The sequence below is a fragment of the Streptomyces sp. BJ20 genome, assembly GCF_022869105.1.
Lineage (GTDB): Bacteria > Actinomycetota > Actinomycetes > Streptomycetales > Streptomycetaceae > Streptomyces > Streptomyces griseoincarnatus.
Genome location: NZ_CP094918.1, coordinates 6,053,334 through 6,076,571, shown reverse-complemented (window position 1 = coordinate 6,076,571; position 23,238 = coordinate 6,053,334). Strand labels below are relative to the sequence as shown.

General features: G+C 71.7%; 20 protein-coding genes and 1 pseudogene. 15 read left to right on the top strand and 6 right to left on the bottom strand.

What is annotated here, in order from left to right; translation table 11 throughout:
• The first annotated feature begins 2 nt into the window (after positions 1-2).
• Positions 3-356 carry a cytidine deaminase gene (locus MTR79_RS27460; protein ID WP_114873723.1) on the top strand — a complete coding sequence of 118 codons (354 nt, stop codon included), beginning with the start codon at positions 3-5 and terminating at the stop codon, positions 354-356.
• 144 nt (positions 357-500) lie between these two features.
• On the top strand, positions 501-980 hold the full coding sequence (locus MTR79_RS27455; protein WP_244792176.1) for a hypothetical protein: 480 nt from the start codon (positions 501-503) through the stop codon (positions 978-980).
• Between the two features lie 98 nt (positions 981-1,078).
• Here MTR79_RS27455 and MTR79_RS27450 read toward each other — a convergent pair whose 3' ends face one another.
• Both MTR79_RS27450 and MTR79_RS27445 read right to left on the bottom strand, forming a co-directional pair.
• Positions 1,079-1,711 (bottom strand): hypothetical protein, encoded by a 633-nt coding sequence (locus tag MTR79_RS27450; protein ID WP_086700690.1) that lies wholly within the window; start codon positions 1,709-1,711, stop codon positions 1,079-1,081.
• A gap of 454 nt (positions 1,712-2,165) precedes the next feature.
• Positions 2,166-3,714 (bottom strand): annotated as a pseudogene (locus tag MTR79_RS27445) (polymorphic toxin-type HINT domain-containing protein); the annotation flags it as partial.
• Here MTR79_RS27445 and MTR79_RS27440 point away from each other — a divergent pair.
• Together MTR79_RS27440 and era are read left to right on the top strand one after the other, a co-directional pair.
• Positions 3,696-4,301, top strand: a complete 606-nt coding sequence (locus MTR79_RS27440; protein ID WP_346088025.1) for a VCBS repeat-containing protein — start codon at positions 3,696-3,698, stop codon at positions 4,299-4,301. The pseudogene MTR79_RS27445 and the gene MTR79_RS27440 overlap by 19 nt on opposite strands.
• Before the next feature lie 100 nt (positions 4,302-4,401).
• Positions 4,402-5,355 carry a GTPase Era gene (era, locus tag MTR79_RS27435; RefSeq protein ID WP_048460862.1) on the top strand — a complete coding sequence of 318 codons (954 nt, stop codon included), beginning with the start codon at positions 4,402-4,404 and terminating at the stop codon, positions 5,353-5,355.
• Here the strand turns inward: era and MTR79_RS27430 are convergent.
• The 3 genes from MTR79_RS27430 to MTR79_RS27420 are packed head-to-tail and all read right to left on the bottom strand — an operon-like array spanning position 5,352 to position 8,096.
• Positions 5,352-6,677 (bottom strand): GH1 family beta-glucosidase, encoded by a 1,326-nt coding sequence (locus MTR79_RS27430; RefSeq protein ID WP_244792175.1) that lies wholly within the window; start codon positions 6,675-6,677, stop codon positions 5,352-5,354. The two genes, era and MTR79_RS27430, sit on opposite strands and share 4 nt — an antisense overlap.
• A gap of 58 nt (positions 6,678-6,735) precedes the next feature.
• Positions 6,736-7,002, bottom strand: a complete 267-nt coding sequence (locus MTR79_RS27425) for a protealysin inhibitor emfourin (protein ID WP_189365923.1) — start codon at positions 7,000-7,002, stop codon at positions 6,736-6,738.
• 20 nt (positions 7,003-7,022) lie between these two features.
• Entirely contained in the window at positions 7,023-8,096 is a 1,074-nt protein-coding gene (locus MTR79_RS27420) for a M4 family metallopeptidase (RefSeq protein ID WP_086700699.1), read from the bottom strand.
• A 328-nt stretch (positions 8,097-8,424) separates the two neighbouring features.
• Here MTR79_RS27420 and leuA point away from each other — a divergent pair, with 328 nt between their 5' ends.
• Positions 8,425-10,146, top strand: coding sequence for a 2-isopropylmalate synthase (gene leuA / locus MTR79_RS27415; RefSeq protein WP_244792174.1), 1,722 nt, complete (start codon positions 8,425-8,427; stop codon positions 10,144-10,146).
• 188 nt (positions 10,147-10,334) lie between these two features.
• A complete protein-coding gene (locus tag MTR79_RS27410; RefSeq protein ID WP_086700702.1) occupies positions 10,335-11,039 on the top strand; it encodes a TerB family tellurite resistance protein in 705 nt (234 codons plus the stop codon).
• Positions 11,040-11,184: 145 nt separating this feature from the next.
• Here the strand turns inward: MTR79_RS27410 and MTR79_RS27405 are convergent, their stop codons facing one another.
• Positions 11,185-11,724 (bottom strand): N-acetyltransferase, encoded by a 540-nt coding sequence (locus MTR79_RS27405; RefSeq protein ID WP_086700703.1) that lies wholly within the window; start codon positions 11,722-11,724, stop codon positions 11,185-11,187.
• A gap of 336 nt (positions 11,725-12,060) precedes the next feature.
• On the opposite strand from MTR79_RS27405, the gene MTR79_RS27400 reads away from it, so the two are divergent.
• The 9 genes from MTR79_RS27400 to MTR79_RS27360 all read left to right on the top strand — a co-directional run bounded on the left by MTR79_RS27400 (position 12,061) and on the right by MTR79_RS27360 (position 23,232).
• The gene (locus tag MTR79_RS27400) at positions 12,061-12,813 is read left to right on the top strand and encodes an SCO2525 family SAM-dependent methyltransferase (RefSeq protein ID WP_189365926.1); all 753 of its coding nucleotides are present in this window, start codon (positions 12,061-12,063) and stop codon (positions 12,811-12,813) included.
• A 45-nt stretch (positions 12,814-12,858) separates the two neighbouring features.
• Positions 12,859-14,703 (top strand): SCO2524 family protein, encoded by a 1,845-nt coding sequence (locus tag MTR79_RS27395; protein ID WP_156700414.1) that lies wholly within the window; start codon positions 12,859-12,861, stop codon positions 14,701-14,703.
• Between the two features lie 3 nt (positions 14,704-14,706).
• Positions 14,707-15,624: an SCO2523 family variant P-loop protein gene (locus MTR79_RS27390; protein ID WP_048457522.1), complete on the top strand. Its 918-nt coding sequence runs from the start codon at positions 14,707-14,709 to the stop codon at positions 15,622-15,624.
• Complete coding sequence (locus MTR79_RS27385) at positions 15,621-16,583, top strand: SCO2522 family protein (protein ID WP_189365928.1); 963 nt, start codon at positions 15,621-15,623, stop codon at positions 16,581-16,583. The genes MTR79_RS27390 and MTR79_RS27385 overlap by 4 nt, the downstream gene beginning before the upstream one ends.
• 1 nt (position 16,584) lies before the next feature.
• Positions 16,585-17,622 carry an SCO2521 family protein gene (locus MTR79_RS27380; protein ID WP_244792173.1) on the top strand — a complete coding sequence of 346 codons (1,038 nt, stop codon included), beginning with the start codon at positions 16,585-16,587 and terminating at the stop codon, positions 17,620-17,622.
• A gap of 115 nt (positions 17,623-17,737) precedes the next feature.
• The gene (locus tag MTR79_RS27375; protein WP_244792172.1) at positions 17,738-18,913 is read left to right on the top strand and encodes a hypothetical protein; all 1,176 of its coding nucleotides are present in this window, start codon (positions 17,738-17,740) and stop codon (positions 18,911-18,913) included.
• A gap of 163 nt (positions 18,914-19,076) precedes the next feature.
• A complete protein-coding gene (locus MTR79_RS27370) occupies positions 19,077-21,155 on the top strand; it encodes an MMPL family transporter (protein ID WP_086702889.1) in 2,079 nt (692 codons plus the stop codon).
• 221 nt (positions 21,156-21,376) lie between these two features.
• A complete protein-coding gene (locus MTR79_RS27365; RefSeq protein ID WP_244793314.1) occupies positions 21,377-22,570 on the top strand; it encodes a histidine kinase in 1,194 nt (397 codons plus the stop codon).
• Positions 22,567-23,232 (top strand): response regulator transcription factor, encoded by a 666-nt coding sequence (locus tag MTR79_RS27360; protein ID WP_086702893.1) that lies wholly within the window; start codon positions 22,567-22,569, stop codon positions 23,230-23,232. The genes MTR79_RS27365 and MTR79_RS27360 overlap by 4 nt, the downstream gene beginning before the upstream one ends.
• Positions 23,233-23,238: the final 6 nt, after the last annotated feature.

The window sequence follows — 23,238 nt, the reverse complement described above, 5'->3', positions numbered from 1 at the left end:
TCATGACCGAGACTCCCGACCTCGACCCCGAGGACCGCAAGATCGTCACCCTGGCCCGCTCCGTCCGGGCCCGCAACGGCGTGCCCGAGGGCGCGGCCGTACGCGACGAGACCGGCCGCACGTACGCCGCGGGCACCGTCGCCCTGGACTCGCTGAAGCTCAGCGCGCTGCGCACGGCGGTGGCGATGGCGGTGGCGTCCGGCGCGACGTCGCTGGAGGCGGCGGCGGTGGTGACGGACGCGGAGTCGGCCTCGGACGAGGACCGCGCGGCCGTACGGGACCTGGGCGGCGCGGACACACCGGTGCTGGTGGCCGGGCCGGACGGCACGGTACGGGAGACGGTCACGGCGGGCTGAGGAGCCCGCTCGCGCCCCACCGCTGTTACCTCCGGTAATTAGGCCAGATCTCAACCTTGTCGTGCGGCGCCTCCCGCGCATCAATGGACACGCAGCGGGTCCGGACCCCCAACTGCCCCCCACACGAAAGGGAGCCGGAATCCCATGAGAGGCAAGCGATTCGGAACAGGTCTGTCCCTGGCCGCGGGCGCACTGGCCGCCTGCGGCCTGGCGTTCGCCCCCACCGCCGCCGCCGTCGACCCCGGAACGGCGACCGTCAACGCCGACTGCGGCAGCTACGGCGGCGGTGACGCCACCCTCACCGCCACTCAGAGCGGCACGTCCGCGACGATCACGCTCCAGACCTCGTCGGTCACCGCGCCGGTCTCCCTCGGCCAGGACTCCCTGGTCTCGGAGCTGACGATGGTGAAGGCGGACGGCGGCACGGTCACCTTCAAGGGCACCAAGAACCCGGCGATGTCCACGGGCGACGCCCTCGAGGTGGGCCCCCTCTCCGGCACGGTCGCCCCCGGCGACAGCCTGGAGGCCTACGGCGGCACCCTCAAGGTGACGGCCTTCGGCTTCATCACGATCACCTGCACGGCGACGGCTCCGCAGGCACCGGGGCCGTTCGTGTTCGACTGACGTCGGTCGGCAGGCCTGGGCCGGACTCCGGTCCGGCCCAGGTGACTCGTGAAGGAGTCCTCGCGCTCCTCCCGTCACCTCGGCGAGAAGCGAGCCGATCAGACAGAGAGGAATTCTTCCTCGAACCCAGCCAAGTAACGTAGATATCGCGGTGCCAGGTACGATTCGTCGTCCACCAGTTTCCGCATATAGCTGAGGTGATGCTGAGCCTTCTCGTACTCCCCTTGCAGTGCATATGTGAGGGGGAGTCTTTCGATTTGGCGATCAGGCATCTGCCCCTTCACGGTGATCAGGGCATGCGTCACACCCTGGTACGAGGCTGTCCGACGCAAGAACTCGAGGGCGATGCCGGTGACATCCTCCATGTTCCTCTGGGCGCTTTCGGCCGGCTCATCACCGGTCAAGTCGACGGGGTGCTCCAACCACTGCGCTTCAGGCCTGAGGTAACCGACGTTTGCCGATACCGTGGCCACGTAGCTCCGTCCATCCCAGCCAGGCACGACGTCGCCGCACCATCGTGCAATACGTTCTTCGACGGCTGAGCAGCGGACTCCGGCGAAGGTCGCCACCAGCAGGTTGCTGCTCCCACGCTTGGCGTGATCCGCGAAGGAGCACCATCCTTCGAAACCAGGCCCGAGATCCAGCACGTACTCGTAGTTGGAAGCCCGTCGTCTGAAGCCGACGGCCTTCATCGCGCCGGCAATCTCTTTGAAGACCTCAGACTTTTTCACTGCGGCAACCTCCGCGGCCAGGGGAGAAGCGCACGCCTTGGCCCCGGCATGACCCTGCAGGGAACGTGGGTGTGCGTGCGCTGCGACATCATACGTCTTGATGGACGACGTTGATCACGAATCGTGATGGGTCCAGGTACCCGGCGATGCCTCCTCGCCTCGCGTACCGGCCATAGAGGATCAACCCCGTCTCCGTGAAGAGATCATCCATTGCCTTTTGGTGTGGTTCGTAATTGGCGCCGGGCCCGTTCTTTGATTCGTGCAGGTAGATGTAACCGTCTTTCATCGTGACCAGGTCGTACTTGCGGTAGTTGCCCTTTGCGTGCCTAGTACCCGGTATACGAGCATGGACTTCTCGCCCCACCACAGTGTGCCCCTGGGCCACTACGTCACTTTCCAGTTGATCGACTCCTCGATCTCCGATCTGACCAGGCGTCGCGCCACCCCTGGCCGGACAGTTGTGAACCAGGACCGGCGTGGCCTCCGCGAGCACGTAGTACGTGTGGGTGTCGCCGACGGTGAGGTTGTGGACGGTGGTGCCCGGTGTCGTCCAGCGTTCGATCGCGGTGATCTGGACGTACGTGCCGGCGCTCGTTTGGAGCCACTGGCCGGGCTGGAGGTCGGTGGCGTCGAGCCATTGGCCGAGTTCGGGGACCCAGAAGGGGTGGCCGTCGGTCGCGGTGACCTCGGCAGTGGCCTCGCCCTTGTCGCCGTCGGTGTCGATGACGACCTTGACCAGGTGCTTGAGGCCCTTGCCCTTGATCTCGGCGGTGACCGTCTCGATGCGGGTCTCACCGGTCTCGGGGTCGGTGGCGACGACCTTGTCGCCTACTTCGACCTCCTCGATCGGCTTGGACGACCCGTCCGCCATGAGGACCTTGGTGCCGGGGACGAAGCTGTTGCCGACGTCGCAGGATTCTCCGCCACCTCCGTCGGCCTTGCCCGAGTCGCCGCTGCCGCTGCTGCCGCCCTTGCTGCGGGAGGAGCCGCCCGAGTCGCCGCCCGGCTTGGAACCGCCGCTCTTCGAGCCGCCTCCGGAGCCCTTGCTCACCGAGGACGCCTTCGGGGCCGCCTTGGCCTGGGCCTGTTTCTGGACGGGGTTACCGGTCTTCTTGGTCTGCGCGACCGCCTTGTCGGAGGTTCGTTTCGCCTGCTCCGCCGCCTTCTTCTTGGCGCGTTGCGCGGCCTCAGCCAGCGTCCGCCGCCCAGGAAGTCCAGCTGCACGCGCTCCGTGCTCTTCGCCTTCTCGATCGCGGCCTTCTTGGCCTTCAGCGCCGCCGTCTCGGCCGCCTTCTTCGCCTTACGGAAGGCCTGGATCGCGTCGATCGTGCGGTCGATGGCCTTCAAAACGCCGGGGATCTTGCCCGCCTTGAACCACGGGATCGCACCCAGAACCATCCCGGCGCACGACCACATGTCACCGCCGAAGCAGGCCATCGCGTCGTTGATGCCGATGAAGTCCTTCAGCGTGGACCACGCCGCGCCGAAAATCACCGAGGACAGCGACTTGCCCATGGCGGCCTGCGCCTGCGCGACCTGCGCCGCGGACAGACCCGCTCCCGCCAGGGCCGCCGCCCGCTCCGAGGCGGTCAGACTGATGGCCAGACCCGTCGGGTCGGACATCGTCACTGAGTTGTTGTGCGCGTAGGCGTAGCCGTTGGACTGCAGCAGGTCGTTCACCCGGTATGGGCCTGCAGGTTGGCACCGGTCTCACCCGCACCCCGCTGGTTGCCGAACGGGTCCTGCTTGCAGATCCGCACCGACATGGTGCCGCCGAGCACGACCTCCGCGTACGTGCTGCCCTGATGATCACCAGCCAGGGCGACCAACTGGTCGGAGCCGTTGCCGTACGCGTAACGCATGACCGCGCCGCCCGGTGCGGAGTAGGTCCGCTGGGTGTTGACCAGGACCCCGCCACGCTGGTCGGTGACCTCGGCCTCGCCCAGGTGCAGTGTGGCCTGCTTGCCCTTGATGGTCAGCAGCTGTGCGCCGTCAGGACCGTAGCTTCCACGTCGGCGAGCGGATCCCGATCCGGCTGCCCTTGAACGCCCCCGCCCCCTCGACCTGGACGCAGATCAAGGCGGTCGGCGACATCACCGGCGACGGTCACCCCGATCTGGTGCTGCGGGCCGGCGCGGAGTTCTGGACGCTGTCCGGCTACACCGGAGGCACCTTCCGGGAGGCCACGCTGATGAATTCCGACGCCTGGGCCCGGCGCGAGATCGTCAACGTCGCCGACATCAACGGCGACAAGACGCCCGACCTGCTGTGGCGCAATCTGGACAACGGCAACATGTACGTCCGGCACGGGCGACCCGGCCCCACCAGCGGCAGCGTCGACCTCGACTCGCTGAAACTGGCCGCCAACGCGCTCAACGGCGACGTGGCCTACGGCACCAGCTGGACCGACACCAACGTCCCGACCGCCCTCGGCATCCCCGACGTCAGCGGTGATGGCATCCCGGACATCTGGGCGCGCCTGCGGACCGACGGTGCGACCCGGATCTACAACCCGTCCCGGACCAACACCGGATCCCCGGTGAAGGTGGTGCTGAGCGTGGACTGGAACCAGGTCAAGGCCTTCGGCTGACCACCACGGCGACGTTTCCGGCGGACCCGGGTCTCCCCTCGCGGGCGGCCCGGGCCCGCCTTGGTCCGAGCCGCCTCGGCGATCAGGGAGAATGGGCGGCATGAGTGTTCGTACCCAGTCATCCGAGCAGCCGGCCGACGCCGTTCACCGGGCCGGTTTCGCCTGCTTCGTGGGCCGGCCCAACGCGGGCAAGTCCACCCTCACGAACGCTCTGGTCGGGCAGAAGGTGGCGATCACCTCGAACCGGCCGCAGACCACCCGGCACACCGTGCGCGGCATCGTGCACCGGCCGGACGCGCAGCTCGTGCTGGTGGACACCCCCGGGCTGCACAAGCCGCGCACCCTGCTGGGGGAGCGGCTGAACGACGTCGTGCGGACCACCTGGGCCGAGGTCGACGTGATCGGGTTCTGCCTGCCCGCCGACCAGAAGATCGGCCCCGGCGACCGCTTCATCGCCAAGGAGCTCGCCGGGATCAAGAAGACGCCCAAGATCGCCGTCGTCACCAAGACCGACCTGGTGGACAGCAAGGCGCTCGCCGAGCAGCTGATCGCCGTCGACCAGCTCGGCAAGGAGCTGGGCATCACCTGGCAGGAGATCGTCCCGGTGTCGGCCACCGCCGGCCAGCAGGTCGGCCTCCTCGCCGACCTGCTGATCCCGCTCATGCCGGAGGGCCCCGCCCTCTACCCCGAGGGCGACCTCACCGACGAGCCCGAGCAGGTCATGGTCGCCGAGCTGATCCGCGAGGCCGCCCTGGAGGGCGTGCGCGACGAGCTGCCGCACTCCATCGCCGTGGTCGTCGAGGAGATGCTGCCGCGCGAGGACCGCCCCGCCGACAAGCCGCTGCTCGACATCCACGCCAACCTCTACATCGAGCGCTCCAGCCAGAAGGGCATCGTCATCGGCCCCAAGGGCAAGCGCCTGAAGGACGTCGGCATCAAGTCCCGCAAGCAGATCGAGGCGCTCCTCGGCACCCCCGTCTTCCTCGACCTGCACGTCAAGGTCGCCAAGGACTGGCAGCGGGATCCGAAGCAGTTGCGGCGGCTCGGCTTCTAAGCGCCCCGCCGGCACCCGTGCTGCTCCCGCAGCAGCGCGCGGTACCAGTCGTACGACGCCTTCGGCGTCCGCCGCTGCGTGGCGAAGTCCACGTGGACCAGGCCGAAGCGGCGGCCGTACCCCTCCGCCCACTCGAAGTTGTCCATCAGCGACCACACGAAGTAGCCGCGGACGTCCACCCCCGCCTCCACCGCCCGGTGCAGCGCGCGGACGTGGCCGTCCAGGTAGGTGATGCGGTCGGTGTCGTCCAGGCCCTCGTACGCGCAGCCGTTCTCCGTGACGACGACCGGGGGGAGGCGGTCGCCGTAGCGTCCATGGAAGACCTCCAGCACCTCCGTGAGCGCCTCCGGCACCACCGGCCAGCCGAAGTCCGTCACCGGGTATCCCTCGATCTCTCGTACGGAGAAGGGCAGTTCGGCCGGCATCCGGACCCCGCCGAACTCGATCTCCGCGCCCTGCGGCGCACCCACCCGTGTCGGCGCGTAGTAGTTGATCCCGTACCAGTCGAGCGGCTCCGCGATGATCTTCAGGTCCGCCTCGACGTCTCCCGGCATCAGCTCCCCGATCCCCTCCGGGTAGCGGCCGAGCAGCAGCGGGTCGGCGAACAGCCGGTTGAGCAGCGTGTCGTAGAAGTCCGCCGCAGCCACGTCCGCCTCGTCGCCCGAGGCCGGCCACGTCGGGCCGTGGGAGTTCGCGATGCCGATGTCGGACGCCCCGGACGCGCGCAGCGCCCGTACCGCCAGGCCGTGTGCCAGCAACTGGTGGTGTGCCGCCGGCAGCGCGTCGAACAGCAGCGTCCGGCCCGGCGCGTGCACGCCCAGCGCATGACCCAGCAGCGTGTGTTCGGCGGGCTCGTTCAGTGTGATCCACTTCGTCACCCGGTCCCCGAGGCGCGCGGCGACCCGCGCCGCGTGCTCCGCGAACCGCTCCGCCGTGTCCCGCTCCAGCCAGTCCAGGTCCGCCGGCAGGTCCCAGTGGAACAGCGTCGGCACCGGCCGCACCCCCGCCGCCAGCAGGTCGTCGACCAGCCGGTCGTAGAAGTCGAGGCCGCCCTCGGCCCGCACCCGCGGCCAGGACACCGAGAAGCGGTACGCGTCCACGCCGAGGTCCGCGAGCAGCGCCACGTCCTCGCGGTGGCGGTGGACGTGGTCGCAGGCCACCGCCGCCGTCGAACCGTCCCGCACCTTCCCCGGCCGGGCCGTGAACACGTCCCACACCGACGGTTCGCGCGTGTCGACGGCCCCCTCGATCTGGTGCGCCGAGGTCGACACACCCCACAGGAAACCGGCCGGGAAACGGGGGATCGGGTTCGTCGTCGCCATGGCCCGGATCATCCGCACCCCGCCCGAGCCACGTCAACGCCCGTACGCGACAGACTGGTTACGCGCCCTCCTTCAGCACCCGGCGGATCAGCGCCCGCTGCTCCTCCGTGAGCCCCGGGTCCGCGCAGTGCACCGTCCTGCCGTCCACCGTGATCGTGTAGCTGAACCCGTCCGGGACCCCGGCCGGCGCAGCGGTCCGCCCGCCCGCCAGGGCCCGCTCGGCCAGGGCCTGCCACTCGGACGCGTCGGCCCGCCCCGAGGTGTCCACCTCGGCCTGCCGCTCGATCCCCGCGAAGCCGCCCGTGCGCCGCACCTGAATACGCATGGTCCGTGTCTAGTACGGAACTACAGCGTGCGCACCCCCACCCGCTCCCACGCCTTGGTGACCGCGTTGAGCTCCGCGCCCTCCCCGTACCGGGCGCGCGCCGCCTTCACGGTGAGCGTCGCGAAGTCGGTGAACTGAGCGTCCTGGTCCAGCTCCCCGCCGGTCAGCACGTCGTACCAGATCTGCCCGGCGCGCTCCCAGGCGTGTCCGCCGAGGGTGGTGGCCGCCAGGTGGAACGCGTGGTTGGGGATGCCGGAGTTGATGTGTACGCCGCCGTTGTCCCGGCCGGTGCGGACGTAGTCGTCCATCGTCGCCGGCTGCGGGTCCTTGCCGAGCACGTCGTCGTCGTACGCCGTGCCGGGTTCCTTCATGGAGCGCAGCGCCACACCGGTGACGCGCGGGGCGAGCAGCCCGGCGCCGATGAGCCAGTCTGCCTCCTCGGCGGTCTGGCCCAGCGTGTACTGCTTGATGAGCGCGCCGAAGACGTCCGACACCGACTCGTTGAGCGCGCCCGACTGGCCGAAGTAGTCGAGATTCGCGGTGTACTGCGTGACGCCGTGGGCGAGTTCGTGGCCGATGACGTCGACGGCGACGGTGAAGTCGAGGAAGATTTCCCCGTCCCCGTCGCCGAACACCATCTGCTCGCCGTTCCAGAACGCGTTGTTGTAGTCGCGGTCGTAGTGGACGGTGGCGTCCAGCGGCAGTCCGCTCCCGTCGATCGAGTCCCGGCCGAACTCCTTCAGGAACAGCTCGAAGGTGGCGCCGAGTCCGGCGTAGGCGCGGTTCACGGTGGCGTCCTGGCCGGGCTCCTCACCCTCGCCGCGCGCCTTCACGCCGGGCAGGTCGGTGCCGTGCTCGGCGTCGTACACGGTGCGCTGCGGGGTGCCGGGCTCGGCCGCCGTGGCGCGCGTGGTGACGGCCGGTGCGCCGACCACCGTGGTCAGCCGGCGCTGGGTGCGCTCGTAGGCGTCGCGGCGCAGGGTGCGGCGCGCGGGGCCGTGGACCAGGGGGTCCTCGGCCTGGGAGAGCCGGTCGAGGACGTGCGGCGGGACGATGGTGCAGAAGACGGGCCGGTGGCCCCCGTTCGTCGTCATGCCGGAACCATCGCACCGAGTGACAGGTATGTCACTGCCTGTGACCATGACGGATGAATTCCCTTGTGATTACCGCCCGGCGTTCACTACGGAAGTGGTATACGGCACTCTTTGTCCCGTTCATCCCGCCGATCCCGCATACTGATACGGACCCCCGCACGGTGGGCGACTCGGTTAAGCTGCCGAGCATCATGTACTCCGGGCTGCTTCTCCTTAGCTGCCGCGGTGAGGGTCTGCGTTAGAGGCCGACCCCCTCCCCGCGGAGTATGGCGCTGCGCCGTCGGCCGTCCCCAGGACATTCCGCGGACCATCGAGGAGCTCCCGCATCATGGCGAACCGCCAGCAGCACAGCCCCATGCCGATCCACAAGTACGGCCGGTACGAGCAGGTCGACCTCCGCGACCGCACCTGGCCCGAGAAGCGGATCACCGCAGCGCCCCGCTGGCTCTCCACCGACCTGCGTGACGGCAACCAGGCCCTGATCGACCCCATGTCGCCCGTGCGCAAGCGCACGATGTTCGACCTGCTGGTACGGATGGGCTACAAGGAGATCGAGGTCGGCTTCCCCGCCTCCGGCCAGACCGACTACGACTTCGTCCGCTCCATCATCGAGGACCCGGACGCGATCCCGGACGACGTCACCATCTCCGTGCTGACCCAGGCCCGCGAGGACCTGATCGAGCGCACGGTGGAGTCCCTGAAGGGCGCCAAGCGCGCCACGGTCCACCTGTACAACGCCACCGCGCCCGTCTTCCGCCGCGTGGTCTTCCGGGGCTCCAAGGACGACATCAAGCAGATCGCCGTCGACGGCACCCGTCTGGTGATGGAGTACGCGGAGAAGCTGCTGGGCCCCGAGACCGAGTTCGGCTACCAGTACAGCCCGGAGATCTTCACCGACACCGAGCTGGACTTCGCGCTGGAGGTCTGCGAGGCGGTGATGGACGTCTACCAGCCCGGTCCCGGCCGCGAGATCATCCTCAACCTGCCCGCCACCGTGGAGCGTTCGACGCCGTCCACGCACGCCGACCGCTTCGAGTGGATGCACCGCAACCTCTCCCGGCGCGAGTACGTCTGCCTGTCCGTCCACCCGCACAACGACCGCGGCACCGCCGTCGCCGCCGCCGAGCTGGCGCTGATGGCGGGCGCCGACCGCGTCGAGGGCTGTCTGTTCGGCCAGGGTGAGCGCACCGGCAACGTCGACCTGGTCACCCTGGGCATGAACATGTTCTCGCAGGGCGTCGACCCGCAGATCGACTTCTCCGGCATCGACGAGATCCGCCGTACGTGGGAGTACTGCAACCAGATGGAGGTCCACCCGCGCCACCCGTACGTGGGCGACCTGGTCTACACGTCCTTCTCCGGCTCCCACCAGGACGCCATCAAGAAGGGCTTCGACGCCATGGAGGCCGACGCGAAGGCCAAGGGCGTCACCGTCGACGACATCGAGTGGGCCGTCCCGTACCTGCCCATCGACCCCAAGGACGTCGGCCGTTCCTACGAGGCGGTCATCCGGGTCAACTCGCAGTCCGGCAAGGGCGGTGTGGCATACGTCCTGAAGAACGACCACAAGCTGGAACTGCCGCGCCGGATGCAGATCGAGTTCTCGAAGATCATCCAGGCCAAGACGGACGCCGAGGGCGGCGAGATCACCCCGGCCGACATCTGGACGGTCTTCCAGGACGAGTACCTGCCGAACCCGGACAACCCCTGGGGCCGTATCCAGGTCGCCGGCGGCCAGAGCACCACCGACCACGACGGCGTGGACACCCTCACCGTCCAGGCCACGGTCGACGGCCAGGAGACCACCCTGGTCGGCACCGGCAACGGCCCGATCTCGGCCTTTTTCCACGCCCTGCAGGGCATCGGCATCGACGTACGCCTGCTGGACTACCAGGAGCACACCATGAGCGAGGGCGCCTCCGCGCAGGCCGCCTCGTACATCGAGTGCGCCATCGGCGACAAGGTGCTGTGGGGCATCGGCATCGACGCCAACACCACCCGCGCCTCGCTGAAGGCGGTCGTCTCCGCCGTCAACCGCGCGGCCCGCTGATCAGCCGGTCGGGGTCGATCCGGGCCCCGTCCGCCGTCACCGGCGGGCGGGGCCCGGCGTCGGTTACCGGCCAATAGCTGTGAGGGTCACGGAAAGGTCTCGTCCCGGGTACTGACTCCGCCTCCCGGATGTGGCTAACATCACGCAAGCGCGGCGACGGAGCTGTGTGGCGTTGATGGAGGTGCGACGTGCTGCCAGAACGGGGACCCGACGGCCGTACCGCTGCCACCCGGCGTGCGCGCCGCCTGGTCGGCACCCGCACCGCGTGGACCGCCGTCGGCGACGGGGAGTTCTTCTGCCCGCACTGCGGCGGCGACCGCAACTACCAGCGGCTCACCGGACGCCGCCGGTTCACCGTGCTGGGCGTGCCCGTGCTGCCGCGCGGGGTGTGCGCGCCGACCGTGGAGTGCGCCGCCTGCCGCGGCCACTTCGGCACCGACGTGCTGGACCACCCCACCACCACCCGCTTCTCCGCGATGCTGCGGGACGCCGTCCACACCGTCGCCCTCGCCGTGCTCGCCGCGGGCGGCACCTGCTCCCGCGCCGCCCTGGAGACCGCCGCCGCCGGGGTGCGCGCGGCCGGCTTCGAGGACTGCACGGAGGAGCAGCTCGCCGCGCTGGTCGAGGCGCTGGAGGAGGACACCGGCCGGTTCAGCGGCGAGCCCTGCGTGGCGGGGCTGTCCATCGAACTGCACGAGGCGCTGGACCCGCTGGCCCCGCACCTGGCCGCGCCCGGCCGTGACTCGATCCTGCTCCAGGGCGCGCGGATCGCCCTGGCCGACGGCCCGTACACCCCCGCGGAACGGGACGCCCTCGCCACGGTGGGCGCGGCCCTCACCATCTGCACCGACGACGTCGGCCGCCTCCTGGCGGCGGCACGGACGCCGTCCTGAACCGTGCCGTGCCCGTCGGACGCTGTGCCGACTCGGCCCGAGCCGGTCGGGCGCCGTCCCGTCCCGCCCCGCGTGCAGCGGACCCGCGTAGACCCCGCGTACCGCGGATCCCGCGTACCGCGGACCCCGTCCTGAGGGAAGCGCGCTAGCACAGCTCCAGTCGCATGATCCTCCGGTGTTCGCCGGGTCCGAAGTAGTCCCTGCGCAGGCCACCGTCCGGCTCCTCCGGGCCGAAGCCGAGGGAGCGGTAGAGCAGGATCGCGGCGCGGTTGGCGGGTTCGACCGTCAGCCGCACCGTCTCGGTGCCGTCCCGGCGGAGCCGCTGAAGGATCTCCGTCATCAGTTCCCGGCCCAGCCCGTGCCGGCGGTCCCCCTCGGTCACGCACAGGCCGAGGATCCAGCTGTCCCGGCTGAACGCGGCGGTCGCGGCCAGGACGTACCCGCGCAGTCCGCCCGCGCCGTCGTCCAGCACCAGGAAGTGTTCGGCGTAGACGTCGTACAGCTGGCGGAGCAGGAAGGCGGGATAGGCGACCTCCTGGAACACCTCCTCGTCGAGCCGGCGCAGCTCGGGCAGATCGGACTCGAGGGCCCCCCTCAGGACCAGGCGCCCGGGCCCCGGGAACCCCTCGGGTCCCGCGAGTCGCCCGCGCCGCTCCAGGGTGCGCTCCAGCGGTTCGGCGGTCATGCCACCCCCCAGTCGGGACATGCGGATGCGTCAACGCGAAGACACCGGCGTTCACCCGGAAGGGATTACTGCTTCCGGTGGCGGCCGGTGGCGTCTCTGGTTAGAGTGAGCCGTCAACTCACCGCGTGCAAGGGCGAGTTCAGGGGTGCACGGACAACCGGCGTGCGCCTTCCGTGCGCCCGTCGACGAGGAACGGCGTGTTCCTGGCTGTCTCCGCGTGCTGCTTAGGCCTACCGTGCGAGAACCGGAGATGCTGCTTCACCTGCCGACGTTCAGCGGAACGGCGCAGACAGGGCACACGGTCTTGTCCGACACTGAATGGAACGCGGCAGGGTGATGATGGACCGTAACGCCGACGCCCCGTGGTCGAAGTTCGATCCTGAGGCCTACGTCGACGCCAACTACCGCAGCCCCCTCGAGGTCGATCTGCTGATCGTGCGGCTGATGCGCGACTACTTCGGCAAGTGCTTCGAGGGCGGCGTCCCGCGTACGGGCCGCGGCGTCGACGTCGGCGCCGGAGCCAATCTCTACCCGGCGCTGTCCATGCTGCCCTGGTGCGAGAAGGTCCTGCTCCTGGAGTACGCGCAGCCGAACGTGGAGTACCTGGAGAAGCAGGCGTCCCCCGCCGGGTTCGACACCGTCTGGGACCCCTTCTGGGACCAGTTGCGCGAGCACCCCGCCTACGCCGCCGTCGAACCCCGAGGCCGGTTCGGCGAGATCGTCCGGGTCGAGCGCGCCAACCTCCTCGACCTCGACGGCCAGCGCCGCTGGGACATCGGCACCATGTTCTTCGTCGCCGACTCCATGTCCGAGTGCCCCGACGAGTTCCGCCGCGGCGTCACCTGCTTCATGGGCGCGCTGACCGAAGGCGCGCCGTTCGCCACCGCCTTCATGAAGGAGTCCGTCGGCTACCAGGTCGGCGACCATCGCTATCCGGCCTACCGGGTCAACGAGGAACAGGTCCGCGAGAGCCTGTGCGACTGGGCCGACGACCTGGAGATCCACGATCTGCACCACATGGTGCGCGAGGGCCACGAGGGCATCATTCTCGCCCTGGGACGGCGGAATTCGGCGATTGCGGACACGTAGGAACGGGGACCATGTCTGCACACGGTCTGTACGAGGGGTAGGGGGATGCAGATCAAGCCACGCCAGCATCTGCTGGACATCTGGCGGGCCGCGGCCCGCCACTCGTTCGACGACGGCAAGCTCGTGTGGGGGGACACCGACGGGCTGAGCAGTGTCGCGGACGCCGAGCGGCTGCTCTGCCTGCTGTACCCGGCCACCGAGATCCCCTCGTTCCGCCTGGACCAGCCCGACACCACCGAACGGGACGTGCTCCAGGCGCTGGAGCGCGTCGGCAGCCGGCTGGAGATCCCGCCCAACCTGATCACCGCGCTGACCCAGTTCATGCGCACCCACACCGGCCCCGACGACGCCCCCGCCTTCGCCGGCGGACCGTACTTCAAGACCGTCGACCCCGAAGGCGAACTGACTTATGAACAGGGCAAGTTAGGCGTCGTCGACTCCTACTCCATGTCCGTCACGCTCTGCCTGGCGACCCTCGGCTTCCTCAAGGTCTACGAGAACAGCACCACCCGCCCCGAAGTGCGCCGGGCGCTCGCCGAACTCCGCGACGCCACCAATCTGCGGCTCACCGCCGCCATGGTCAGCCTGCTGCGCTCCTTCGCGGTCAACGTCTTCGACGCCGAGTCCGAGCAGGGCCGGCGGCTCATCCAGGTCATCGGCCAGAACCGGCACTCCGACCGGGCCGTCCTCCAGCAGTTCGCACGCCGCTTCCGGCCGCTGCGCGCCACCATCATCGAGAGCCTCAGCCGCGGCATCGAGGTCGACGAGTCCATCCGCGACGAGAGCCAGCTCTTCGAGTGCGGCTGGGCCTGGGGCGTCGTCAAGGACGCCCCCAAGGTCACCGACCTCGACGCCCCGGTGCCCGGCCAGCCCGACGGCATCGCCGACCGGCTGCCCTACGTGTACTTCACCGTCGTCGCCCTCGACGGCATCCAGGACCTCTTCTCCGAGCGCACCCTCACCCTCGGACTGCTCGACGCCGACCAGCAGAAACTCGCCGAGGCGCTGCGGCTGCGCTGGGAGCTGAGCCAGCAGTACTGGTCGGCCGTCGCCCGCTTCGGCACCGAGCGCTGGCCCCTGGAGGACCTGCCCTGGCAGACCACCGGACTGCGGCTCGAGTCCGAGTACTTCTCCCTCACCGTCGCGGCCATCCTCGTCCACGACCTGGTGCGCCGCAGGGCCACCGACGACGACCTCACCCGGACCGTCTCCATCATGGAGCGGCTCGCCGACCGCGGCCGCGTCACCAGCCGCATGACCAGGAACGACCCGGTCGTCCGGCTGCACGACCCGGGCGTGCTGATGCCGCTCGCCGGGTCCGAGCGCTCCGGGTCACGGCTCCAGTGGCGGATGACCGACTTCTCCGCCCAGCTGCTCAAGCGGACCGTGCAGCTCGCCGAGCTGTCCCGGAACATCGAGGCGCAGGACCGGCTGCTGCGCCTCGCCGAGCAGACCTTCGAGCACCTGTGGAGCCGCAGGATCGAGGACGGCCACGGCGCCGGCCTCTGGGACGACGTGCGCGCCGTCTTCCCGGACGCCGAGGCCGCCAACCTCCGCCTGTCCTGGAGCGTCACCGAACGCGTCACCGAGTGCCTGGTCGCCGCCCGCAACCTCTACGAGCAGGAGCCCATCCGCAGCCCCGACCTGGCCGACCTGGCCCGGGACCTGCTCAGCGAGGCCACGCACCTGTTCGGCAGGGAGCAGCTCGAGGCGTCCACCGGCGACGACGGCAGCCGCGCCCGGGCGATGCGGAGCATGGAGAACCGGCTGGACCACGCCCGCGGTCTGGTCGACGAGCGCCCCGCGACCGCCTTCGCGCTCGCCCTGCCCGTCCTGCGGGAGCTCGACACCCTGGCCCAGGCCCGGGACGCCGCCGCGCAGGAGGGCTGAGCCGTGCTCGTCTTCGCGGCCTCCGACAAGGGAGGCACGGGCCGCTCGGTCACCAGCGCCAACCTGGCCTACCAGCGCGCCCTCGTCGGCGACCACGTCGCCTACGTCGACTTCGACTTCGGCTCGCCCACCGCCGCCGCCGTCTTCGACGTGCCCAGCGCCCTGCGCGGCACCGCGGAGAGCGGCCTGCACTCCTACCTGGAGGGCGAGGTCACCGAACCGGCCAGCATCGACATCTGGCGGCACACCGAGCACCCGGTGCTGCGCACCCGGCAGAACCAGTCCGGGCGGCTCGTCCTCTACCCCGGCGACGCGGGCGGCGGCGAGTTCGCCACCGGCGAGGAGGCGCTGGAGCGCTGCGTCGACCTGCTGCTGCGGCTCAACAGCGAGTTCGACCTGGTCATGGTCGACCTCAGCGCCGGCCGCAGCTACGCCGTCGACCTCGTCCTCGCGGCCACCGCGCACCCGCAGCTGCGCCATGTTGCCTACCGCTGGCTGGTGTTCCACCGCTGGACCCGGCAGCACGTCATCGCCGCCGCGGGCCTGGTGCACAAGGAGAACGGCATCCTCCGCAGCGGCGTCGACCGCGGGCACGACGAGGAGACCCTCCAGGGCAGCGTCCGCTTCGTGCGGGCCGCCGTGCCCGACCCGGAGTCGGCCATGTGGGCGCAGGGCTCGCCCGCCCAGGCCGCCTGGATGCAGTCCTGCAACCGGGCGCTCCGCCGGCTCGCCTCCGACCAGCACATCGGCGACAGCGTGGTGCTCGGCACCGTGCCGCTGGAGCCGATCCTGCAATGGCGGGAGCAGCTGATCACCGAGGAGGACGTCCTCGCCACCCAGATCGCCAACAAGGAGACGCTGGAGGCGCTCGAGGAAATCGCCCGGCGGCTCACCGACGACGCGTACTGGGGGCTGCCATGACCGAAGCGGTGTTCCGTGAGACCACCGCCGAACCCCGCACCCAGGCGGTGCCCCTGTCCCACCTCTCCCTGGAGCTCGGGCACCTGTACATGGAGGACTTCGAGGCGGGGCCGGAGCATCTGCGCCGGCACTTCGCGCGGGTCCGTCCCTGGGCGGAGGCCGCCCGGGCCTTCGCCGCCGACCGGGCAGGCGGGCGGCGCGCCCGGATCAGCACCTGCTTCCTGATCGACGACTACTTCACCCGGTTCGCGAGCCCCGCCGAGGTCGTCCCGATGCTGCTGGCGGAGGCCGAGCGCGCCGGGCTCGCCGTCGACTACCTCGCCCGCGAGTCCGCCTGCGCCGTCAGCGGGAAGATCCCCGTCGCGGAGGCGGTGGCCGCGCGGATCGTCGAGGAACCGCCGCCCGGCAGTCACGGCAACCGGCCGCCCGCCGCGCAGACCGGCTGGCTCGCCAACGGCGTGCGCAGCCCCGCCGTCCGCGCCCCGCAGGCGATGCGGAGGGCCACCGCCTGGGAGCCGCCCCGCGAGACCGCGGCCCGCCGCCACTCCGTGTTCCTCGACGTCGAGTTGTGGAACGAGACGCCCGACGGCGAACGCCTGTGGTCCTGCCCCTTCCTGGCCGCCGTGTGGCAGCTCGCCCGCCTCGGGCTGCTGCGCCATCAGGGCGAGCCCGTGTTCGACCCGCAGCCGCACACCGGCGCGTTCCCCGACGACTGGGACGACCTGCCGCCACTGGTCCGGCTCAGCGCGCGGGCGGACCCGTTCGCCGCCTACCGCACCTGCTCGGTGCTGCCCAGCCGCTTCCTGCCCGTCGAGCACGCCGTGCGGGTCGTCCTCGACCAGACGGACGTGGACCGGGACGCCCTGCGCCAGGTCGCCGAGCGGTCCGCCGGCGAAGGCGTGCCCGTCCCCGGCCCGGTCGCCGACCGCGTCTCCTACGTCTTCTGCGAGGAGACCTGAGATGCCGGCCGCGACCAGGCCGGCCCCCGGCGCGGCGCCCGACACCGGCGTGCCGCGCACGGTGCTGGCCTGCGGCGAGGTCCGCACCTGCCTGCTGCCCGCCGGGCAGGCCCTCGACAGCCGCGCCGCCGCCCAGCTGCTGCGGCTGCGCGCCGACGAGCGGGTCCTGGTGTCCGAGCGCCCCAACCTGTACGGCCGTTCCCCGGACACCCTCACCGGCGTCGACTGCCCGCTGCCCAGCGCCAACGGCGCCCGGGTCCGCGCCGTCGGCACGGTCGCCGCGCGGGCCTCGCTCACCGAGGGACGTGTGCTGCAGACCTCCGCGTACTTCACGCTTCCCGCCTCCGGGCCCGACCACCGCCGTCCCTGGGGCGACTACCTGGTGCGGCCCGGAGTGGTCGAGCCGCTGGGAAAACTGCCCTGCGACGCGGTCGCCGCCGGACTGCTCGACGGCGGACGCCACGGCGACCTCGACGTGGGGCTGATCGCGGCAGGACTGCTCACCCGGCTGCTGCGGCACCCGCTGCTCGACCAGCGTCCGCCGCTGAGGTCCCGGCAGACCCGGCTGCGCTGGGTCGCGCTGACCGCACCCCCGGGCGAGGCGCCGGCCCTGGAGCGGTTCACCCTCGCCGAGGACGAGCTGCGCACCGTACGGCTGCGCGTGCCGGAGGACATCCCCGCCGCCGACCTGGCCGGGCTCTGCGACGACCTGGCCCTGCACGACTGGCTGCTGACCACCCTGGTCCGCGTCCTCGACGGCATCCGCCTCGGCCCGGCCGCGCCCGGACCCTGGCCCCCTTCGGCACCGGACGGCGGACTCCCGCCGGTGGTGCGGGCGTTGCGGCCGGCCGTCGACCATCTGCTGCACCTGTGGATGCCGCGGGCCCGTGTGTCCGGTGAGCTGGCCCCGCTGTGGGAGGCGCTGGAGGAGCGGCCCGGGTTCACCCGGCAGTGGCTCGCCCTCGTGCAGCGCGTCCGCGACCAGCTCACCCTGCACGCGATCCCGCCCGTGCGCCGGGAGGTGGAGCCCGCGTCCTGACGCGTCCCCGACCCCTGCCCGCGAGACGCCCACCAGCCGTGGGCGGCCGCGTCCGGACCCCCACGCACATTCCGCATCCCGAACCGACGTGTTTCCCAACGGGGGGAGAAGCGAGATGAGCACGGCACAGACACCGCAGCCCGACGACACGGCCGGCCCGCCGGGCGCGGTGGACACACCCGAACACCCCGCGGAGCGGACTGCGGGGACGCCCGGCGCCCTGGACTCCACCCGGTCCGCAGGCCCGGCCGAGCATCCCGACCCCGTCCCGTGGCGGCGCAGGCTGCTGGTGGGCCTGGCCGCCGGAGTGCTCGCGTGGGGCCTCGCCGCGCTGCTCAGCCCGGAGGACGGCGCGGTACGGCAGCTCGGCGCCGCCGCCCTGGTCGCCGTCGCCGCCGTCGCCGTCCAGCACCTCGTGCTGGTCCCGGACCGGGCCGCCGAGGAACGGGCCCGGCGCGCGGAGAGCCTGCTGGCGGAGACCGCCGATACCGTGCGCGGCGGCTTACGGCGCTACGACGAACTCCGGCACGGGCTGACCCGGCACACCGAGGACATGAAGCAGCTCGTCGAGACACGCCTGGTCCCCCCGCCGCGACCGGCGGAGCCCGAACCGCCGGCGCCGTCCCTGGTGCGGATCGGATCCGTGTCCGACCTGGCCGCCAACTTCGCCGAGGTCCTCTCGCCCGGCGTGCCGATCCTCTCCACCTTCGTCCGGCTGGAGATGCAGCGGGTGATCGGGCACCTGAGCGACCTCACCACGCTCACCGCGGAGTGCCCGGGCGAGAACCACGACTGGATGCTCACCCTCACCCGGGCCGCGGAGAAGTCGATCTGCGCCACCAGTACCTCCGTCGACCGGACGTTCTGGAACAGCGAGCCCGCCAGCCGCTATCTGCACGCCCAGGCCGAGGCGATCGAGCAGGGCGTCCCGGTGCGCCGGCTGTTCCTGCTGGAGAGTGCGCGCGAGCTGGACGACCGGCTGCTGCGGCTGTGCGAGGAGCAGGAGGTGCTGCACATCGAGGTGCGCGTGGCCGTCCTGCCGGAGCTGCCGCCGCATCTGCTGCGCGGCACCACCAACGACTTCATCGTCTACGACGAGGCCGTGTCCTTCGAGATCGACCAGGACCTGCGCGACGTCAACATCCGGACCCGGCTGATCGCCCGTCAGGACCATGTGCACGACCGGATGAAGCGCTTCCGTGAGCTGTGGGAGGCCGGCATGAGCCTGCGGGAGCTGGAGGTCCGGGTGGACGACGAGGAGGACGGCACCTGGATGGTCGACCGGGGCTGACCTCCCGCGGGACCTCGCCGCTACTCCCGGGGGAGTAACGGCCGGCCTCCGGCCGCCCGTCGCAGTACCCGCCGTCTCGGTCTCACGCCGGACGTGCCGGCTCCCCGCCGCCGGAAGGCTGGACAGCGTATCCAGACGACCGGACCGGAGGGGAGCAGAGGCCATGGGGCCAGTCAAGAGGGGCACACAGGGGAGGCGGGCCGTGCCCTGGGCGGTGGCGGGACTGTGGGTGGCGGCGCTGGTGCTGCTCCTGCCGCTCGCGGGCAAGTTCGCCGACGTGCAGCAGAACCGGGCGGTGGACTACCTGCCCGAGGGCGCCGACTCGACGCAGGTGGCGCGCGTCCAGGACGAGCTGCCCGGCGGCGAGTCCACCGACCTGGTGGTGGTCTACCACCGCGACGGAGGGCTGACCGCCGCCGACCGGGAGACGGCCGCCGCGCAGATCGCCGAGGTGGAGCGGGACTTCGAGCTGTCGGACGTGCCGCGGGGCGTTCCCTCCGCGGACGGCAGCACGCTGATGTACCCGGTCTCCAGCACGCGGCCCGGGCAGGACGAGGAGGCGCAGCTCGCCTTCGTCGACGGGGTGCGGGAGGCCGTCGGGGGGACGGGCGGACTGAGCGCCGAGGTCGGCGGGCCCGGGGCGGTCGGCGCCGACATGGACGAGGTGTTCGAGACCATCGACGGCACGCTGCTGACGGCCACGCTCGGCGTGGTCACCGTGCTGCTGGTGCTGATCTACCGCAGCCCGTTCCTGTGGCTGGTGCCGCTCGCCGTGGCGGGCGCCGCGACCGTCCTGGCGATGGCCGCCGCGTACGGCACGCACGAGCTGTTCGGCATCACGATCACCGGACAGAGCGGCGGCATCATGACCGTCCTCGTGCTCGGCGCCGGGACCGACTACGCGCTGCTGCTGGTCTCCCGCTACCGCGAGGAACTCCGCCGCCACGAGCGGCCGTACGACGCCATGCGGGCCGCCCTGCGCGGCTGCGGTCCCGCCGTGCTGGCCTCCTCCGGCACGGTCGCCGCCGGACTGCTGTGCCTGCTCGCCGCCGACCTCAACAGCAGCAGCGGCATGGGCCCCGTCGGCATGGTCGGGGTGCTCGCCGCACTGGTCGCGATGACGACGCTGCTCCCCGCCGTCCTGGTGCTGCTCGGGCGGCGCGTGTTCTGGCCGCTGATCCCGGCCTACGGCAGTACGCCGAAGGCACGGCGGTCCCTGTTCGCCGCCATGGGCACGTCCGCCACCCGCCGGCCCGCTGCCGTCCTGACCGGCGGCGCGGTGCTCCTCGGCGCGCTCGCCCTGGGCGCGCTCAACCTGGGCGGCGACCTCCGGCAGGAGGACGCCTTCACCGAACGGCCCGAGTCCGTCAGCGCGATGCGAACCCTGGCGGAGGAGTACCCGGGGCGCGGCGCCCAGCCGATCAGCGTGATCGCGCCCGCCGGGGACGCCGACGAGGTCGTGGAGCGGGTCCGGGGGACGGAGGGCGTCGCCGAGGCCGCCGCGGGACGGGCCGGCGACACCTGGGCCGAGATCACCGTGTTCGCCACCGCACCGCCGGAGTCGGCGGGGGAGACCCGCACCATCGAGGCCCTGCGCGACACGCTCGACGGCACCGGCGCCCATGTCGGCGGGCCCAGCGCGGAGCGGCTCGACCTCGCCCGCAGCGAGGCGCGGGACCGCGCGGTCATCGTGCCGCTGGTGCTGGCCGCCGTGTTCCTGATCCTGGTCGTCCTGCTGCGCAGCCTCGTCGCCCCGCTGCTGCTGCTCGGCGCGGTGGTCGCCGTCTGGGGCGCGGCGCTCGGCATCGGCGGGCTGGTCTTCGGGCCGCTGCTCGGCTTCGCCGGCACCGACCCCGGGATCGGGCTGCTGTCCTTCGTGTTCCTGGTGGCCCTCGGCGTCGACTACGGCATCTTCCTCATGCACCGCATGCGGGAGGAGTCCCTGAACGGCGCCGAACCCGACACGGCCGCCCTCACCGCGCTGCGCACCACGGGCGGCGTCATCGCCTCCGCGGGCGTCGTGCTCGCCGCGACGTTCGCGGTGCTCACCACCCTCCCCCTGGTCGCGATGGTCGAACTCGGCTTCGTCATCGCCGTCGGTGTGCTCCTCGACACCTTCCTGGTCCGCACCTATCTGGTCACCACGGCGAGTGTGCTGCTGGGCCGCCGGATGTGGTGGCCGGGCGCGCTGTCCCGCACGCCGGAGCCGGAACGCGGTGAGCGGCAGCCGGAGCCGGTGTGATCCGCCCGTACGACCGTGACAGGGCGCCCCTCCCTCCCGGAGGGGCGCCCTCCTCCCCGAGGATGGACCCCGTGCACCCGACGACAGCACAGGCAGCCGAACCCGCCCGGACCGAGGACTCCCGTGACCGCGGTTCCGCGACCCCGGCCTCCGGGCGTACGGACCCGAGGTCCACGGAACCCCGGACGTCACGCACGGCGGACTCCCGTACGAGAAACGGCATCATCACCGTCCTCAGCCGCGACCCCCTGACCCGCCCGCACGCCGTCCGCAACGACGCGGTGCTCGCCGCGTGCGTCGCCGTCCTGGGCCTCGCGCTGGCGCTGCTGACCGATGACGGCCGCCGGCCCGACGCGCTCGGCTGGGTGCTGCTGCTCGCGGCCCATGTGCCGCTGGCCTGGCGGCGGAGGCGGCCGCTGCCGGTGCTGCTGGCGGTGCTGGCCGCGGTCGTGCCGTACCACGCCCTGGACAACCACCACGGGGCGCCCGTGGCCGCGACCCTGGTGGTGCTCTACACGGTCGCCGCGACGGGCACCCCGCGCCGGACGCTGCTGATCGGCACCGCCGTCATCGGCACCACCCTCACCGTGAACGCCCTCACCAACCCCGACGGGTTCACGGAACTCGTCCGCATCACCGGCTGGGTCGTCGCCGTCCTCTTCCTGGGCCTCGACGTCCGCTACTACCGGCAGTACGTCGCCGCGATCGTCGAACGCGCGGAACGGGCGGAGCGGACCCGGGAGGAGGAGGCGCGCCGCCGGGTCGCCGAGGAGCGGCTGCGCATGGCGCGTGACCTGCACGACCTGCTCGCCCACAGCATCACGCTCATCGGGGTGCAGACGTCCGTCGCGGCGCACGTCCTGGCCGCCGACCCCGACCGACTGGACCGGGCGGCCGTGGCGAAGGCCCTCGACGACATCGCCGGCACCTGCCGCACCGCGCGCGGTGAACTGCGCGCCACGCTCGAGGTGCTGCGGGACAGCGGCGGCCCCGAGGACGCGCGGGGCCCGCTCGCCGGTCTTGACGGACTGCCCGACCTGGTCGGGGCCGCGCGGCTGGCCGGGGCCCGCGTGGAGCACCGCGTGCGGGTGGCCGAGCCGGTGCCGCCCGCGGTCGGGGCGGCCGCGTACCGCGTGGTTCAGGAGGCGCTGACCAACGTGGTCCGGCACGCCGGTCCGGAGCCCGTCGTACGCGTCGACGTGAGCGACCGGGACGGGGTGCTGCACATCGGCGTCACCGACGACGGCACCGGGCCCGACCCCGCCGGCACCCCCGGGTTCGGGCTCGTCGGCATGCGGGAGCGGGCCCGCAGCGTGGGCGGCACGCTGGAGGCCGGTCCCCGCGAGGGCGGGGGCTTCCGGGTGACCGCCGTCCTGCCTCTGACCGACGCGACCCGGGAGGGACGGGCCCGATGACCGTCCGTGTGCTGCTCGCCGACGACCAGACCCTGGTGCGGGAGGCGTTCGCGATGCTCGTCGAGTCGGCGCCCGACATGGAGGTCGTCGGGCAGGCCGCCACCGGCCGGCAGGCCGTCGAACTCGCCCGCAGCGAGCGGGCCGACCTCGTCGTCATGGACATCCGCATGCCGGACCTCGACGGCATCGAGGCGACGCGCCTGATCGCCGCCGACGACGACCTGGCGGGGGTGAAGGTGCTCGTCCTCACCACCTACGACACGGACGAGAACATCGTGGACGCGCTGCGCGCCGGGGCGTCCGGGTTCCTGGTGAAGGACACCCGGCCCGCCGAACTCCTCGACGCCATCCGCACGGTGGCCGCCGGTGAGGCGCTGCTGTCCCCCGGACCCACGGCCCGGCTGATCGCCCGCTTCCTGCGCGGTCCCGCTGCGGCGCCGGTCACCGCCGGCCCCGACTGCCTCTCCGACCGGGAGCGGGAGGTGCTGACGCTGGTCGCGCGCGGCCTCAACAACACGGAGATCGCCGAGAAACTGGGGCTCAGCCCGCTCACCGCGAAGACCCACGTGAGCCGCACCATGGGCAAGCTCGGCGCCCGCGACCGGGCCCAACTGGTCGTCGTGGCCTACGAGTCGGGGCTGGTCGCACCGGGCGCCGGCTGACCCCCT

What these genes read in the sequence shown, in the direction of transcription:
- MTR79_RS27460 (WP_114873723.1), top strand. Translation starts at nt 3, where the DNA reads ATGACCGAGACTCCCGACCTCGACCCCGAGGACCGCAAGATCGTCACC.
- MTR79_RS27455 (WP_244792176.1), top strand. Translation starts at nt 501, where the DNA reads ATGAGAGGCAAGCGATTCGGAACAGGTCTGTCCCTGGCCGCGGGCGCA.
- era (WP_048460862.1), top strand. Translation starts at nt 4,402, where the DNA reads ATGAGTGTTCGTACCCAGTCATCCGAGCAGCCGGCCGACGCCGTTCAC.
- MTR79_RS27430 (WP_244792175.1), bottom strand. Translation starts at nt 6,677, where the DNA reads ATGGCGACGACGAACCCGATCCCCCGTTTCCCGGCCGGTTTCCTGTGG.
- MTR79_RS27425 (WP_189365923.1), bottom strand. Translation starts at nt 7,002, where the DNA reads ATGCGTATTCAGGTGCGGCGCACGGGCGGCTTCGCGGGGATCGAGCGG.
- MTR79_RS27420 (WP_086700699.1), bottom strand. Translation starts at nt 8,096, where the DNA reads ATGACGACGAACGGGGGCCACCGGCCCGTCTTCTGCACCATCGTCCCG.
- leuA (WP_244792174.1), top strand. Translation starts at nt 8,425, where the DNA reads ATGGCGAACCGCCAGCAGCACAGCCCCATGCCGATCCACAAGTACGGC.
- MTR79_RS27405 (WP_086700703.1), bottom strand. Translation starts at nt 11,724, where the DNA reads ATGACCGCCGAACCGCTGGAGCGCACCCTGGAGCGGCGCGGGCGACTC.
- MTR79_RS27400 (WP_189365926.1), top strand. Translation starts at nt 12,061, where the DNA reads ATGATGGACCGTAACGCCGACGCCCCGTGGTCGAAGTTCGATCCTGAG.
- MTR79_RS27395 (WP_156700414.1), top strand. Translation starts at nt 12,859, where the DNA reads ATGCAGATCAAGCCACGCCAGCATCTGCTGGACATCTGGCGGGCCGCG.
- MTR79_RS27385 (WP_189365928.1), top strand. Translation starts at nt 15,621, where the DNA reads ATGACCGAAGCGGTGTTCCGTGAGACCACCGCCGAACCCCGCACCCAG.
- MTR79_RS27380 (WP_244792173.1), top strand. Translation starts at nt 16,585, where the DNA reads ATGCCGGCCGCGACCAGGCCGGCCCCCGGCGCGGCGCCCGACACCGGC.
- MTR79_RS27375 (WP_244792172.1), top strand. Translation starts at nt 17,738, where the DNA reads ATGAGCACGGCACAGACACCGCAGCCCGACGACACGGCCGGCCCGCCG.
- MTR79_RS27370 (WP_086702889.1), top strand. Translation starts at nt 19,077, where the DNA reads ATGGGGCCAGTCAAGAGGGGCACACAGGGGAGGCGGGCCGTGCCCTGG.
- MTR79_RS27360 (WP_086702893.1), top strand. Translation starts at nt 22,567, where the DNA reads ATGACCGTCCGTGTGCTGCTCGCCGACGACCAGACCCTGGTGCGGGAG.